General features: G+C 69.9%; 14 protein-coding genes, 1 tRNA gene and 1 pseudogene. 12 read left to right on the top strand and 4 right to left on the bottom strand.

Annotated features, from left to right (window positions below; all coding sequences use genetic code 11):
* The first annotated feature begins 1 nt into the window (after position 1).
* From FDO69_RS33175 to FDO69_RS33140, 8 genes are all read left to right on the top strand, one after another.
* Positions 2–676 (top strand): NuoI/complex I 23 kDa subunit family protein, encoded by a 675-nt coding sequence (locus FDO69_RS33175; protein WP_104785609.1) that lies wholly within the window; start codon positions 2–4, stop codon positions 674–676.
* Positions 673–1,353, top strand: a complete 681-nt coding sequence (locus FDO69_RS33170) for an NADH-quinone oxidoreductase subunit J family protein (RefSeq protein WP_104785607.1) — start codon at positions 673–675, stop codon at positions 1,351–1,353. Before FDO69_RS33175 ends, FDO69_RS33170 begins: the two co-directional genes overlap by 4 nt.
* The gene (nuoK, locus tag FDO69_RS33165) at positions 1,353–1,751 is read left to right on the top strand and encodes an NADH-quinone oxidoreductase subunit NuoK (RefSeq protein WP_104785604.1); all 399 of its coding nucleotides are present in this window, start codon (positions 1,353–1,355) and stop codon (positions 1,749–1,751) included. Before FDO69_RS33170 ends, nuoK begins: the two co-directional genes overlap by 1 nt.
* Positions 1,748–3,742: an NADH-quinone oxidoreductase subunit 5 family protein gene (locus tag FDO69_RS33160; protein WP_104785601.1), complete on the top strand. Its 1,995-nt coding sequence runs from the start codon at positions 1,748–1,750 to the stop codon at positions 3,740–3,742. The genes nuoK and FDO69_RS33160 overlap by 4 nt, the downstream gene beginning before the upstream one ends.
* Before the next feature lie 6 nt (positions 3,743–3,748).
* Entirely contained in the window at positions 3,749–5,323 is a 1,575-nt protein-coding gene (locus tag FDO69_RS33155) for a complex I subunit 4 family protein (protein ID WP_104785598.1), read from the top strand.
* Positions 5,320–6,843, top strand: coding sequence for an NADH-quinone oxidoreductase subunit N (locus tag FDO69_RS33150; RefSeq protein ID WP_104785595.1), 1,524 nt, complete (start codon positions 5,320–5,322; stop codon positions 6,841–6,843). The genes FDO69_RS33155 and FDO69_RS33150 overlap by 4 nt, the downstream gene beginning before the upstream one ends.
* Positions 6,844–7,105: 262 nt before the next feature.
* Positions 7,106–7,969, top strand: coding sequence for a zinc metalloprotease HtpX (gene htpX / locus FDO69_RS33145; RefSeq protein ID WP_033309007.1), 864 nt, complete (start codon positions 7,106–7,108; stop codon positions 7,967–7,969).
* Positions 7,966–8,358: a YccF domain-containing protein gene (locus tag FDO69_RS33140; RefSeq protein ID WP_104785592.1), complete on the top strand. Its 393-nt coding sequence runs from the start codon at positions 7,966–7,968 to the stop codon at positions 8,356–8,358. Before htpX ends, FDO69_RS33140 begins: the two co-directional genes overlap by 4 nt.
* Before the next feature lie 347 nt (positions 8,359–8,705).
* On the opposite strand, the gene FDO69_RS33135 is transcribed toward FDO69_RS33140, so the two are convergent.
* Complete coding sequence (locus FDO69_RS33135) at positions 8,706–9,968, bottom strand: APC family permease (RefSeq protein WP_104785590.1); 1,263 nt, start codon at positions 9,966–9,968, stop codon at positions 8,706–8,708.
* A 194-nt stretch (positions 9,969–10,162) separates the two neighbouring features.
* Between FDO69_RS33135 and FDO69_RS33130 the strand changes: the two genes are divergently transcribed.
* Positions 10,163–10,429, top strand: a complete 267-nt coding sequence (locus FDO69_RS33130; protein WP_104785587.1) for a GlsB/YeaQ/YmgE family stress response membrane protein — start codon at positions 10,163–10,165, stop codon at positions 10,427–10,429.
* A gap of 96 nt (positions 10,430–10,525) precedes the next feature.
* Here the strand turns inward: FDO69_RS33130 and FDO69_RS33125 are convergent, their stop codons facing one another.
* Positions 10,526–11,014: a YajQ family cyclic di-GMP-binding protein gene (locus FDO69_RS33125; RefSeq protein WP_031108414.1), complete on the bottom strand. Its 489-nt coding sequence runs from the start codon at positions 11,012–11,014 to the stop codon at positions 10,526–10,528.
* A gap of 220 nt (positions 11,015–11,234) precedes the next feature.
* Here FDO69_RS33125 and FDO69_RS33120 point away from each other — a divergent pair.
* Positions 11,235–11,316: transfer RNA gene (locus tag FDO69_RS33120), tRNA-Tyr, on the top strand.
* 184 nt (positions 11,317–11,500) lie between these two features.
* On the opposite strand, the gene FDO69_RS33115 is transcribed toward FDO69_RS33120, so the two are convergent.
* Both FDO69_RS33115 and FDO69_RS33110 read right to left on the bottom strand, forming a co-directional pair.
* Positions 11,501–11,986, bottom strand: a complete 486-nt coding sequence (locus tag FDO69_RS33115) for a Pycsar system effector family protein (RefSeq protein WP_167526727.1) — start codon at positions 11,984–11,986, stop codon at positions 11,501–11,503.
* Positions 11,983–12,198: a DUF6284 family protein gene (locus tag FDO69_RS33110; RefSeq protein ID WP_104785585.1), complete on the bottom strand. Its 216-nt coding sequence runs from the start codon at positions 12,196–12,198 to the stop codon at positions 11,983–11,985. The genes FDO69_RS33115 and FDO69_RS33110 overlap by 4 nt, the downstream gene beginning before the upstream one ends.
* 17 nt (positions 12,199–12,215) lie before the next feature.
* Here FDO69_RS33110 and FDO69_RS33105 point away from each other — a divergent pair.
* Together FDO69_RS33105 and FDO69_RS33100 are read left to right on the top strand one after the other, a co-directional pair.
* Positions 12,216–12,980: pseudogene (locus FDO69_RS33105) on the top strand (GntR family transcriptional regulator); the annotation flags it as partial.
* 6 nt (positions 12,981–12,986) lie between these two features.
* Complete coding sequence (locus FDO69_RS33100; RefSeq protein ID WP_104785786.1) at positions 12,987–13,661, top strand: YdcF family protein; 675 nt, start codon at positions 12,987–12,989, stop codon at positions 13,659–13,661.
* Positions 13,662–13,784 lie beyond the last annotated feature (123 nt).

Genomic DNA, 13,784 nt, shown 5'->3' with positions numbered 1-13,784 from the left:
CATGGCTGCGTCTCTCCCGCCCTCCCGGCCCCGCATCCCCGGAAGTGGCCTCGCCAAGGGCCTGGCCGTCACCCTCCGCACGATGACGAAGAAGTCCGTCACCGCGCAGTACCCCGACGCCCAGCCCGACCTCCCGCCCCGCACCCGCGGTGTGATCGGCCTGTTCGAGGAGAACTGCACGGTCTGCATGCTCTGCGCCCGCGAGTGCCCGGACTGGTGCATCTACATCGACTCCCACAAGGAGACGGTCCCTCCGGCGGCCCCGGGCGGCCGCGAGCGCAGCCGCAATGTTCTCGACCGCTTCGCCATCGACTTCTCCCTGTGCATGTACTGCGGTATCTGCATCGAGGTCTGCCCTTTCGACGCCCTGTTCTGGTCCCCTGAGTTCGAGTACGCCGAGACCGACATCCGCGACCTCACCCACGAGCGCGACAAGCTCCGCGAGTGGATGTGGACCGTCCCGGCCCCGCCGGCCCTCGACCCCGGCGCGGAGGAACCGAAGGAACTCGCCGCCGCCCGCAAGGCCGCCGACAAGCTGGCCGCCCAGCAGGCCCCGCCGGCCGCCGAACCCCACGCCGACGAGCAGGCCCGCGCCGCCGAACGGCCCACCCGGCCCCAGGGCGACTCCCAGCAGCAGACCGACCAGCCGAAGCCGGGGCAGGAGGGCTCAGAATGACCCTCGCCGCGACCGCCGCCCTCCTCGCGACCGGCCCGACCACCGGGGCCGCCGCGCAAACCCACGGTTTCCTCTCCCCGACCGGCGTCGAGATCGCCTTCCTCCTCGTCGGCCTGGTGACCTTCGGCGCCGCCCTCGTCACCGTCACCACCAGGCAGCTGGTGCACGCCGCCCTGTGGCTGGTGGTCACCCTCGGCGGCCTCGCCGTCGAGTACCTCCTGCTCACCGCCGAGTTCATCGCCTGGGTGCAGGTCCTCATCTATGTCGGTTCCGTCGTCGTCCTCCTCCTGTTCGGTCTGATGCTCACCAGAGCCCCCATCGGCCGCTCCCCGGACGCCGATTCCGGCAACCGCTGGGCCGCCCTCGCCGTGGCCGTCGCCGCTGCCGCCGCCCTGGTCTGGGTCGTCGTCGACGCCTTCCGCACGACCTGGATCGACCTGGACGGCCCCGCCGCCGGCTCCACCGAGGCCACCGGCGCGAGTCTCTTCCAGAACTGGGTGCTCCCCTTCGAGGCCCTCTCCGTCCTCCTCCTCGCCGCCCTGGTCGGCGCCATCGTCCTGTCCCGCAAGGCGAAGGCGGAGTCGAGCTCTCCCCCCGTGAACGCCCCGGGCGTCACGAAGAGTTCCCGGACTGTCACGCAGGGTTCGGGAAGTTCCGAGCAGGAAGGTGCCCGCTGATGCACCTCGCCTACCCCGCCGTGCTCTCCGCCCTGCTCTTCTGCACGGGCCTGTACGGCGTCCTCGCCCGCCGCAACGCGATCCTGGTCCTGATGTCGGTCGAGCTCATGCTCAACGCCGTCAACCTCAACCTGGTCGCTTTCGACGTCTGGCTCAGCAAGGCCGCCAGGGAGACCCTGCACTCCGGTCAGGCACTGACCTTGTTCACCATCGCCATCGCCGCCGCCGAGATCGGCATCGGGCTGGCCATCGTCCTCGCCGTCCACCGCAATCGCGGCACCTCGGACATCGACAAGCTCCGCGACACCTCCGAACGGCACGACCCCGACGACCCCGACCACGACGCCCGCCCGGCCGAGCAGTCCGACGAGGCCCAGAAGGCTGAGGCCACCGCGTGACCACGACCACCCTCGCCGCCCTCGTCCCTCTCCTTCCGTTCCTCGGTGCCGCCGCCGGCCTGCTGGTGGGCCGCACGGCACCCGGCTTCGCCCGTCCCCTCGCCGTCCTGCCGACGCTCACCTCCCTGGTGCTCGCCGCGCTGGTCGCCGTACGCCAGGGCGGCGGAGCGGCCGTCGACTCGGCCACGGAACTCACCCCCACCGGCTCGGTCCCCATCGAGCTCGCCCTGCACATCGACGGCTTCGCCGCCCTCGTCGCCGTCCTGGTCGGCCTGGTCGCCTCCTGCGTGCAGATCTACTCGACGGGCTATCTGCGCTCCGACCCGCGATACCCCTCCTACGCCGCTCTCGTCTCGCTGTTCACCTCCGCGATGTTCCTGGTCGTCTACTCCGGCGACCTGATCGTGCTGCTGGTCGGCTGGGAGGTCATGGGCATCTGCTCCTACTTCCTCGTCGGCCACTACTGGGAGACCCCGGAGGCCCGCGCCGCCTCCCTCAAGGCCTTCCTGGTCACCAAGCTCGGCGACGTCCCCTTCCTCATCGGCCTGTTCGCCCTGGCCACCGACGCCGGCTCGTTCCGCATCACCCGCATCCTCGGTACCGTCGCGAGCGGCGGGCTCGACCACCCGACGCTGATCGCCCTGCTTCTCCTCGCGGGCGTGGCGGGCAAGTCGGCGCAGTTCCCGCTGCACACCTGGCTCCCCGACGCGATGGCGGGCCCGACCCCCGTCTCCGCCCTGATCCACGCCGCGACGATGGTCGCCGCCGGTGTCTACTTCATCGCCCGTCTCCTCCCGGTCTTCGAGGCCTCCCAGGCCGCGATGGTCGTCCTCGCCGTCATGGCCGCCGTCACGATGACCGGCTCGGCCCTCGCCGCACTCGCCCAGGACGACATCAAGCGTGTCCTCGCCTACTCGACGATCGGCCAGCTCGGCTACATGACCGGCGCCCTCGCCGTCGGCGACCGCGGTGCCGCCGTCTTCCACCTCCTGTCCCACGGGGCCTTCAAGGCGCTGCTGTTCCTCGCGGCCGGCGTGATCATCCACGCCGCCGGCACCAACTCGCTCGCCGCCATGTCCCGCATGCGGAACCTGCGCGACCGCATCCCCGACGCCTACTGGACCTTGACGGTGGCGCTGCTCGCGCTCGCCGCGATCCCGCCCTTCAGCGGCTTCTTCTCCAAGGAGGCCGTGCTCGGCGTCGCCGAGCACGTCGTCACCGGGCACACCGAGCACGCCCCCGCCGCCGCGGGCTGGCTCGTCCTCGTCGCCGGTCTGCTCACGGCCGTGCTCACCGCCGCCTACGCGATGCGCCTGTGGCTGCTCGCCTTCCGCGGCCGGGGCACCGAAGCCCCCGATCACGGCAGGCAGCCCCTGACGATGACCGTCGTGCTCTGGGTCCTCGCCGTGCCGTCCCTGGCCCTCGGCGGGTTCGCGTTCCGCCTGCTTCCCGACTGGTTCGACGGCCGCGACCTCGGCCCGACCCTGACCACCTCCGTGCTCGGCACGGGCATGGCGCTCGTCGGCGGCATCGTCACCTACGCCGCCTGGCGGCACACCACCGCCCTCGCGGCCCGTGTCCCGCTGGGCGCCGTCGCGGCCCATCCCGAGGGCGACGCCGCCCAGGTCGAGGCCGAAGCCATCGCCACCCACGAGCCGGCCTACGGCGACATCGCCTACGCCCCGGACCCCGCCGACCCGGGACGGCTGCTGCTGGGACCGCTGCACCGCCACGCGGCCGCCGGATTCCACCTGGACGCCGTGTACACGGCCCTCTTCGTCCGCCCGGTCCAGGCCGGGGCGAGCCTCGTCAGGTTCCTCGACCGCGAGGTCGTCGAGACCTATGTCCGCGGTGCGGGTGCGCTGCCCCGCTGGCTCGGCGCCGCCGTACGGCGTGCCCAGACCGGCAACGTCCAGACCTATGTGAGCGCGCTGCTCGCCGGCACCGTCGTCCTCGCGGTCGCCGCCGTCCTCGTCGCCACGGGAGCGTGAGCAGGCGTGATCGATATCAACGAGTCCGTGATGCAGTTCCTTCTGGCGTTCGTCGTCGTCGGCCCGCTCCTGGGCGCCGTCGCGGCTCTCCTGCCCGCCCCGCCCGGACTGAAGGGAAAGTCACCCGAGCAGGCGGTGCTCCGGCACGGCGTCACCGTCACCGGCGCGATCCTCATCGCGGCGATCGTCCTCGCGCTCGGCTTCGACCACGACCAGCCGTCGAAGATGCAGGCCGGCACGGACATCAGCTGGATCCCCGCACTCGACGTACGCATCCACCTCGGCATCGACGGCATCTCCCTCCCCCTTCTGGTCCTGACCGCGCTGCTGACCTTCCTCTGCGCGCTCTACTCGTACTTCAAGATGCCCGAAGGCCCGACCCCGAAGGCCTTCGTCGCCCTGCTGCTCGTCCTCGAAGCCGGCACACTCGCGACCTTCGCCGTCCTCGACCTGGTGCTGTTCTTCCTCGCCTTCGAGATGGTCCTCATCCCGATGTACTTCCTCATCGCCCGCTGGGGCGGCGAGGGACGAAGCCAGGCGGCCTGGCGCTTCATCCTCTACACCCTGCTCGGCTCCGTGGTCATGCTGCTCGGCCTGCTCCTGATCGGGATCAAGGCGGGCACGTTCGACATGGTGGCACTCGCCACTGACAACGGCCGGTCGCTGAGCACATCCGTGCAGCTCATCGCCGTTCTGGCGATCGGGATCGGGCTCGCGGTGAAGACGCCGATGTGGCCGCTGCACAGCTGGCTGCCGGACGCCCACACCGCCGCGCCCACCGTCGGCTCGGTCCTCCTCGCCGGCGTGCTGCTGAAGATGGGTACGTACGGATTCGTCCGGATCCTGCTTCCCATCGCGCCCGACGGGTTCCGCACCTTCGCGCCCTACCTCGCCGCCCTGGCCGTCGTCGGCATCATCTACGGATCCCTGGCCTGCCTGGCCCTAGCCAAGCAGGGCGCGAAGGGCGACCTCAAGCGCCTCATCGCCTACTCCTCCGTCGGCCACATGGGCTTCGTCCTGCTCGGCATCGCCACGATGACCCCGACCGGCGTGAACGGCGCCCTGTTCGCCAACATCGCCCACGGCCTCATCACCGGCCTGCTCTTCTTCCTGGTCGGCGCGCTGAAGGACCGCACCGGCACCACCGACCTCGACACCCTCGCCAAGGAGACCGGGGCCGCCCTCTACGGCAAGGCCCCGCGCCTCGGCGGCCTGCTCGCCTTCGCCGCCGTCGCCTCGCTCGGCCTGCCCGGCCTGGCCGGGTTCTGGGGCGAGATGCTGGCCCTGTTCGGCGCGTTCCGGCCCGCCGCCGGCCTCAGCCGCCCGGCCTTCCTCACCTTCATGGCGATCGGCGCGTTCGGCACGCTGCTGACAGCCGCGTACCTGCTGATCGTCGTCCGCCGCGTCTGCATGGGCGCCCTGCCCCAGGACGCCCCGACGCTCCCCGACGTCCGTTCCTACGAGTTCGCAGCGTGGACCCCGCTCGTGGCCCTCACCGTCGTCGCGGGTCTGTGGCCCAGGGCCCTCCTCGGCCTGAGCGACCCGGCCGTCCAGCAGCTCCTCGCAGGAGGCACTCGATGAGCTCCCCGGCCCAGAACCTGGCGGCGTCGCTGGTCCAGTCCGTCGACTGGCTCGCGATCGCCCCGCCCACCATCGCGGCGATCGTCGGACTCGTCGTCCTGGTGGCCGACCTGTTCGTCGCCGAACAGCGCAAGGCCCTGCTCGGCTGGACATCCGTGGCGGGACTGGCCGCCGCCACGCTGATGCTGCTGCCCCTCCTCGACGGCGACCGCAGCACCTTCTGCCTGACCGGCGACGCCACCGCGTGCAGCTACACGGCCGACCGCTTCACCCTGGTCATCCAGTTCCTGGTCCTCGGCGGCGCCCTCCTGGCAGCCCTCCTGTCGGTCACCGCCCTGAAGGATGCCCGCAAGGACCTCCCCGAAGGCGAGTACTGGTTCCTGCTGCTGTCCTCCGCGGCCGGCGCCGCCCTCCTGCCCGCCTCCCGTGACCTCGCGACCCTGATCGTCGCCCTGGAGGTCGCCTCCCTGCCCGCGTTCGCGCTGGTCGGCCTCAGGTACGGCGACCGGAAGTCCTCCGAGGCGGCCCTGAAGTTCTTCCTGTCCTCGGTCACCGCGACCGCGGTCAGCCTGATGGGCATCAGCTTCGTCTACGCCACCACGGGCACCCTCTACCTCACCCAGGTCGCCGACCGCATCGGACACGTCGACGGGCAGTTCCACACCCTCGCCCAGACCGGCGTCGTCCTCACCCTCGTCGGCTTCGCCTTCAAGACGGCCGCCGTGCCGTTCCACTTCTGGGTGCCCGACACCTACGTGGGGGCACCCCTGCCGATCGCGGCCTATCTGTCGGTCATCGGCAAGGCGGTCGGCTTCAGCGGTCTCATCCTCGTCACGGTCGTGGCCCTCCCGTCGTACGCCGACGTCTGGGGCCCCGCCCTGGCAGCCCTGGCCGCGCTCACCATGACCGTGGGCAACGCCGGAGCACTGCGCCAGCAGGCCACGCGCGCGTACAGCGCGGTACGCCTGCTCGCCTGGTCCTCCGTCGGCCAGGCCGGCTACCTCCTGGTGCCGATCGCCGCCGCCGCGTACTCCGGGGACGCCGAGAAGTCGATCGGCTCCACCGTCGCCTACGCCCTGATGTACGGCGCCGTGAACCTCGGCGCCTTCGCGGTGGCCGCGCTCGTAGGCCGCACGAAGGTCCTCAACCGAGTCTCCGACTACCGCGGCCTGTACGCCTCCAGCCCGCTGTCCGCGCTGTTCCTGGCGTTCTTCCTGCTCTGCCTCGCCGGACTGCCGCCGGGCATCATCGGGCTCTTCGCCAAGGTCACCGTCTTCTCGGCGGCCGTCGACGCCGGTCTCGGCTGGCTGGCCGTGGTCATGGCCGTCAACGTCGTCATCGCGCTGTTCTACTACCTCCAGTGGACGGCCCTGCTGTTCCGCGCCCCCGAGGGCGAACCCGACAAGCACCGTGTCCCCGGACCGGTCACCGCCGCGATCGCCCTGACCGGAGTCCTCGGCATCGCCCTGTCCGGTGCACCGCAGCTGATCCTGCGCTTCACCGACACCGGCCTCTTCTGAACCCCGTTCCGGACACAGCGGCCCCACCGGCAGGACGCTTACACCGCGCGCGTGCGGGGCACTCGCCCCCACGCGCGCGTGCCGCTTCCGGCGCCGTCACCCGGACGGTCCACCCCCACCGCCGCACGCACCAGGGAACTTGAGCCTCCCGCCTGGCGTTGACCAGTACGGGAGGGTCCACTGGACGTGAGAACACGGCACCAGTGGCACCGCAGATTCAGCAAGCGAGGTTCCCCCTGCCGCACGACTTGGAGGGCGTACCGTGCACCGCCGGCACAACGGGCTCAGGACAGCGATACTCCTGGGAGGACTGTCCGCACTCATCATCGTCATCGGCAGCTTCTTCGGCCGCATGGGGCTCGTCATCGCCGTCCTGGTAGCACTGGCCACCAACGCGTACGCGTACTGGAACAGCGACAAACTGGCACTGCGCGCGATGCGCGCCCGCCCGGTGAGCGAGTTCGAGGCCCCGGCGCTCTACCGCATGGTCCGTGAGCTCTCCACCCAGGCCCGCCAGCCCATGCCGCGCCTGTACATCTCCCCGACGGAGGCACCCAACGCCTTCGCCACGGGCCGCAATCCACGCAACGCCGCGGTGTGCTGCACCGATGGCATCCTGCGTCTGCTGGACGAGCGCGAGCTGCGCGGTGTCATCGGCCACGAGCTCAGCCACGTCTACAACCGCGACATCCTCATCTCGTCGGTCGCCGGCGCCCTCGCCTCCGTCATCATGTTCCTGGTCAACTTCGCCTGGCTGATCCCCATCGGCCGCTCGGACGACGACGACGGCCCCGGTCTGCTCGGCATGCTGCTGATCATGCTTCTGGGCCCCCTCGCCGCCTCGCTCATCCAACTGGCCATCAGCCGCTCGCGGGAATACCAGGCGGACGCCTCCGGCGCCCAGCTCACCGGCGACCCACTCGCCCTGGCCAGCGCCCTGCGCAAGCTCGAACTCGGCACGAAGCAACTCCCGCTGCCGCCCGAGCCGCGCATCGAGACCGCCAGTCACATGATGATCGCGAACCCGTTCCGGCCCGGTCAGGGCCTTTCGAAGATGTTCTCCACGCACCCGCCGATGGCGGAACGAATCGCCCGGCTCGAGAAGATGGCAGGTGGGAACCAGTGAGGACCATACTCAACGTCATATGGCTCGTCCTGAGCGGCTTCTGGCTGTTCCTCGCCTACATGCTCGCGGGCCTGCTGCTCTGCATCACCGTCATCGGCATCCCGTTCGGCATCGCGGCCTTCCGCATCGGCGTCTACGCCCTGTGGCCCTTCGGGTACACGACGATCGAGCGCCGTGACGCGGGCGCGCCGTCCTGTGTGGGCAACGTGCTGTGGCTGGTGCTCGCGGGCTGGTGGCTCGCCTTGGGCCACATCGCCACCGGCATCGCCCTGTGCGTCACGATCATCGGCATCCCGCTGGGCATCGCCAACTTCAAACTCATCCCGGTCTCCTTGCTCCCGCTGGGCCGAGACATCGTGCGGACGAACGAGCCGTTCGCAGTGCGCTGACGGACAGGCGCCGACCCTCCGTTGTCCACAGGCCGGGGGTTGTCCACAGGCCCGCCCGACTGTCAGCGGCGGCCTGCATGATGAACCCATGACCGCGATCGAGCAGTTGCCGACCCGAGTGACGACCGAGACGCACAACACCCGCTGGGCGGGCGGCACTCCGTGCCCCGAGCCGTCCGCCCCGATGAGAGGTGCCGCTGGACCCCGCGGCGGCAGCCCGTGAATAACCCGAGCTGAGAGCCCGTGCAACGCCCGAGCCGAGAGCCCGTGCAACGCCCGAGCTGAGAGCCCGTGCAACGCCCGAGCCGAGAGGCACCTGAAAGCCCGGGCCGTCGTGGAAGCCGGTCCTACCGTGCCCCTGCCCCGGCCCCTGCCTGCCTCCAGCGCCGCACGGCGTACGCAACCACCCCCACGACCAGCACCCCCGCGCCCACGACCACCGACACCCGGGGCAGCGAGAAGGCCAGCACCACACACCCGGCCAGCCCCACCGCCGGCACCACCCTCGCCGAAGGTGCCGAAGAAAGGGTCCAGGCCGACGCGTTGGCCACGGCGTAGTACGCCAGCACACCGAAGGAGGAGAACCCGATCGCGCCCCGGACGTCCACCGCGGCGGCCAGGACCGCGACCACCGCACCCACCGCCAGCTCCGCGCGGTGCGGCACCTGGAACCGCGGATGTACGGAGGCCAGCGCTCTCGGCAGATGCCGGTCCCGTGCCATCGCAAGTGTCGTCCGCGACACCCCCAGGATCAGCGCCAGCAGCGACCCCAGCGCGGCCACGGCTGCACCGACCCGCACCACCGGCACGAGCCAGGGTGCCCCGGCCGCCCGTACCGCATCGGCCAGCGGCGCCGTCGTGGCCCCGAGAGCACCCGACCCCAGTACCGAAAGGACAGCCACCGCGACACACAGGTAGACCAACAGGGCGATGCCCAGCGCCAGCGGGATCGCGCGCGGAATGGTGCGCGCCGGATCCCGCACCTCCTCGCCGAGGGTCGCGATCCGGGCGTACCCCGCGAAGGCGAAGAACAACAGACCGGCCGCCTGCAGCACCCCGTCCGCCCCACCCGAGGCCCCGATGTCCAGCCGCCCGGCGTCGGCCTCACCGGATGCCAGGCACACGACCACCACACAGGAGAGGACAGACAAGACGAGCGCCACGATCACCCGCGTGAGCCAGGCGGATTTCTGGACACCGCCGTAGTTCACCGCGGTCAGTGCCACCACGGCCCCGACCGCGACAGCGTGCGCCTGCTCCGGCCAGACGTACGTGCCCACGGTGAGGGCCATCGCCGCACAGGAGGCCGTCTTTCCGACCACGAAGGACCAGCCCGCGAGATAACCCCAGAACTCCCCGAGCCGCTCCCGCCCGTACACATAGGTACCGCCCGAGGCCGGATACAGGGCGGCGAGGCGAGCCGACGACATGGCGTTGCAGTACGCGACCACAGCGGCCACGGCCAGCCCGAGGAGCAGCCCGGAGCCGGCGGCGTGCGCGGCCGGCGCGAGGGCGGCGAAGATCCCGGCTCCCACCATCGAGCCGAGTCCGATGACGACGGCGTCGCCCACGCCGAGGGTGCGGCGCAGTCCAGGGTCGGAGGCTGTCATGCGTCGCACCTTACTGATCAGTGCAACCGACGGGCGGGGCCGTGGCGTCCTCCCCACCAACACGGCGTGAACGTGCGGGGCGAGGAGGCCGCGCGCGGGACACCCGACGTACGACGCACAGGCCCCTGCCTGCCGAAAGCGGGATCACACGGCCGGGACAGTGCGGGCACAGCGTGAAAGGGCAGGTTCACGGCATGACCATCATCAGCTGGATCATCCTGGGACTGTTGGCCGGAGCCATCGCGAAGTTCCTGCTGCCGGGGCGCGACCCGGGCGGTCTCATCGGCACCACCCTGATCGGCATCGCGGGCGCGTTCATCGGTGGCTGGATCTCGGCCCGCTGGATGGACCACCCGATCAGCAAGGGCTTCTACGACGGTGCGACCTGGGCTGCGGCGATCGGCGGATCGCTCGTCCTCCTGATCGCCTACCGCCTCCTGTTCGGCAACTCGCGCGACTGACGGGCCTGCCGACGGCAGCCGGCCGACAAGATGGGTGGGCACCGGAGGTGCCCACCCATCGGGTGTCCGTGCGAGCGCGGGGCCGGAGGGCCGGACCTACCGGTAGTTCACGAACTGCAGGGCGAAGTCGAAGTCCTTGCCCTTCAACAGGGCGATGACGGCCTGCAGGTCGTCACGGTTCTTGGAGCTGACCCGCAGCTCCTCGCCCTGCACCTGCGCCTTCACGCCCTTGGGGCCCTCGTCGCGGATGGTCTTCGCCACCTTCTTCGCGTTCTCCTGGGAGATGCCCTCCTTGATCGACGAGAAGATCTTGTACTCCTTGCCGGAGAGCTGAGGCTCGCCCGCCTCCAGAGCCTTCAGCGAGATGCCCCGCTTGATCAGCTTGGACTGGAAGACGTCGAGGATGGCCTTCACCCGGTCTTCGGAGTTCGCCTCCATGAGGATCTGCTCCCCGGACCACGAGATCGAGGCACCCACGCCCTTGAAGTCGTAGCGCTGCGAGATCTCCTTGGCGGCCTGGTTGAGTGCGTTGTCGACCTCCTGCCGCTCGACCTTCGAGACGATGTCGAAACTGGAGTCGGCCATGTCCTGTGGCTCCTTGTATCGGGGTGCGTATCGTGCGTACCGGCGTGTGGGGGCGGTCGCAGGGCCCGTTCAGGTCCCGGGCCGCATCCGGACAAGCCTAGCCACCCCCGGCCCTCCGAGCGCCGATCAATCGGGTGGCGAAGCACCCCTCGGCATCAGGTATTGTTTACGTCGTTGCCACGGAGCGCCGCGAAAGAGCGGCTCGACAGGCAGCAACCCCGGCGGTGTGCCCGAGCGGCCAAAGGGAGCAGACTGTAAATCTGCCGGCTCAGCCTTCCCAGGTTCGAATCCTGGCGCCGCCACACTGGGGAAGACCCCCTCTGATCAGGTTAGGTCCTGGTCAGAGGGGGTTTCTCGTTGGCTCCTCCTGTTCGCTTCGGTGTGGACGGGGCGTGGACGGGGCGTGGACGTGTCTCACCTCGTACCGCCCGTATCCCAGGGTTGATCAGTGCGTGTCCCCCAGGCGTCCCCCGGGGGTGAGCATCATCACGCTGGCTCGTTCCACTCCCGCAGGGCTGCGTCGTTCCGGTCGTTCGCACGCTCCCGCGTCTGGTCGAGCACCTTGGCGTACACCTTGTGCAGCACCGCGATGCTGTGGCCAGCGCGCCGGGCGCACTCCATCGCGTCCACCCCGGAACTGAGCCAGCCAATGTCGGTGACCAGGTCGGTCGCGACGGCGGCGGTGATCTCCTCGGCGGTGAGCGTGGCCCACAGCGGGAACCCGTGCCGACCGCGCAGGTTCGGCCGGGTCGACCGCAGCAGCAGACCAGCCGCCACGACCAGCAGCACCATCCCAAGCCCGCCCTCGATGTAGGCGGGGAGCGTCAGGGGCAGGTCGCGGGCGACCGTCCAGACGCCGGCCAGGACTGCGCCGACGAACGCCAGCAGCAGACCGGTCTTGGTGTCGGTCCGCGTGATTTCCGCCTTCACCTCAGCGTGCGCGGCCGTCAGGCTCCGTGTGGTGGTGCTCATGCCGCACCCCCGGGCAGGGCAGCGCCGGTGCGGTTGGCCAGCGCGATGCACGCGGCCAGCGCCCGGCGGCGGGCCCGGCGAAGGCGCCGATTGTCCAGCTCGGTGGGGATGCGGTCCAGGGTGATGATCTGCGCGTCCAACAGGTCGACGTCCGCCAGGATGACGGGCATCTCCTGCTCGATCGCGTCCAGCTCAGCGGCCGTCGGCTCCATGAAGTCGGCGACGCGACCTGGCGGACAGGTTCGCGGAGCAGATCAAGAGCGGTCAGTTGCCGCCGGGCGCCCAGTTGCCCCAGATCAGAGAGCTAGTGGAGGCGGGGGAAGGCTCAAAGGAGACCGTTCACAAGGCCTTTAAGGCATTGGAGGCTGAAGGCCTTGTGACGTCGACGCGTGGACGTGGCACCGTCGTGCGTCCTCGCACTGCACTCAAGCGGCTGGGTATCGCCCGGTACGACAAGGCGAAATGGCGCGACGGTGACGAAGTCGCGTTCATCGCTGACCGCGTCGCGTCGGGACGCGCATACAAGCGCAACGAGCAGACGCAGACCGTGAGCCGTGTCGAGGCAGACAACCTCGTAGCCGAGGGGCTGGGTGTCCCAGTCGGCTCCGAGGTGTACGCACGCGCCCGACTCGTGAAGGAAGGAGTGCAGCCAACTCACACCCTCACCAGCTATTACAGGCCGGAGCACGTCGAGGGCACGCGCATCGTCGACCCGACGCCAGGGCCTGCCGGCCGTGGCGGCGGGTACCGAGTCCTCTACGACGCCGAATACGAGATCGACCACATGAGGGAGGCCCTGTTCGCTCGCGTCCCGACAACGGACGAAGTGCAGCTCCTATAGCTCCCCGCCGACGAGCCCGTGGTCGAGCTGCACCGGACCACGTACACCGCAGATCGCACGGTGGTTGAGTTCGCGGTGGGCATTCACGCCGCTTCTCGCTTCGCGTGGGAGTACGACTTCAACGTTCCCGACTCGGCACAGGACCAAGAAGGGGCAGGAATGATCTCGGCACAGACATGGGCGGATGCTCGACTCCTGTGGGACTACCACTCCATGCACCATGCCCCACGGCCGTGTTCGGTGGCGGTGGGGCTGGGCAGTCACGACCTCGGGGTGGCCGACGTGACAGCGGAGCTGTACCACCAGGGCATGGCGCCGGTCATCGTCTTCACGGGGGCCACCAGCCCGACGACCCGGGCGCGCATGCCGCGCGGTGAAGCTGTCCACTACCGCGAGCGGGCGTTGCAGCTAGGAGTGCCCGAGTCCGCGGTACTCCTGGAACCGCGTGCCACGAACACCGGCGAGAACATCGACTTCACGAAAGCGGTGCTGGCAGAGGCCGACATCGAGGTCTCGTCTGTCCTACTCGTGAGCAAGCCGTACGAAGAGCGACGCTCGTACTCCATGATGCGGAAGCTCTGGCCCGAGGTCGAAGTGGTGTGCGCGTCTACGCCGATGGGCTTGAAGGAGTACGCCGCTTCCATCGGAGACGCTCGCATGGTGATCGACATGGTCGTAGGCGCCCTGCAACGGGTGCTGGTTTTCCCAAGGGTGGGCCTGGCCATCGAGCAGGACGTGCCAGACACCGTTGTAGCCGCCTTTGAGCGGCTGTGCGTCGAAGGCTTCACGAGCCGACTCATGCCGGCCGACGTTGCTGCCCGCCCCGGCAAGTGAGGCCAGGACAGACATCAGTTCACCCTGATTTTCCTGTCTCCCCGGATGCCCCCGCGCGGGCATCCGGGGAGAAACCTTCTGCGGCTGGGCCGGTCGGCCCCGCGGTACTTGACAACACTGCGT

Origin of the sequence: Streptomyces tibetensis, assembly GCF_007655005.1 — a bacterium.
Classification (GTDB): Bacteria; Actinomycetota; Actinomycetes; order Streptomycetales; family Streptomycetaceae; genus Streptomyces; species Streptomyces tibetensis.
The sequence above is the reverse complement of the archived record's forward strand: the minus strand, read 5'-3'. Positions and strand labels throughout refer to the sequence as shown.

Coding starts and splice junctions, on each gene's coding strand:
- FDO69_RS33175 (WP_104785609.1), top strand. CDS start 2: ATGGCTGCGTCTCTCCCGCCCTCCCGGCCCCGCATCCCCGGAAGTGGC.
- FDO69_RS33170 (WP_104785607.1), top strand. CDS start 673: ATGACCCTCGCCGCGACCGCCGCCCTCCTCGCGACCGGCCCGACCACC.
- nuoK (WP_104785604.1), top strand. CDS start 1,353: ATGCACCTCGCCTACCCCGCCGTGCTCTCCGCCCTGCTCTTCTGCACG.
- FDO69_RS33150 (WP_104785595.1), top strand. CDS start 5,320: ATGAGCTCCCCGGCCCAGAACCTGGCGGCGTCGCTGGTCCAGTCCGTC.
- FDO69_RS33135 (WP_104785590.1), bottom strand. CDS start 9,968: ATGACAGCCTCCGACCCTGGACTGCGCCGCACCCTCGGCGTGGGCGAC.
- FDO69_RS33130 (WP_104785587.1), top strand. CDS start 10,163: ATGACCATCATCAGCTGGATCATCCTGGGACTGTTGGCCGGAGCCATC.
- FDO69_RS33125 (WP_031108414.1), bottom strand. CDS start 11,014: ATGGCCGACTCCAGTTTCGACATCGTCTCGAAGGTCGAGCGGCAGGAG.
- FDO69_RS33115 (WP_167526727.1), bottom strand. CDS start 11,986: ATGAGCACCACCACACGGAGCCTGACGGCCGCGCACGCTGAGGTGAAG.
- FDO69_RS33110 (WP_104785585.1), bottom strand. CDS start 12,198: ATGGAGCCGACGGCCGCTGAGCTGGACGCGATCGAGCAGGAGATGCCC.
- FDO69_RS33100 (WP_104785786.1), top strand. CDS start 12,987: ATGATCTCGGCACAGACATGGGCGGATGCTCGACTCCTGTGGGACTAC.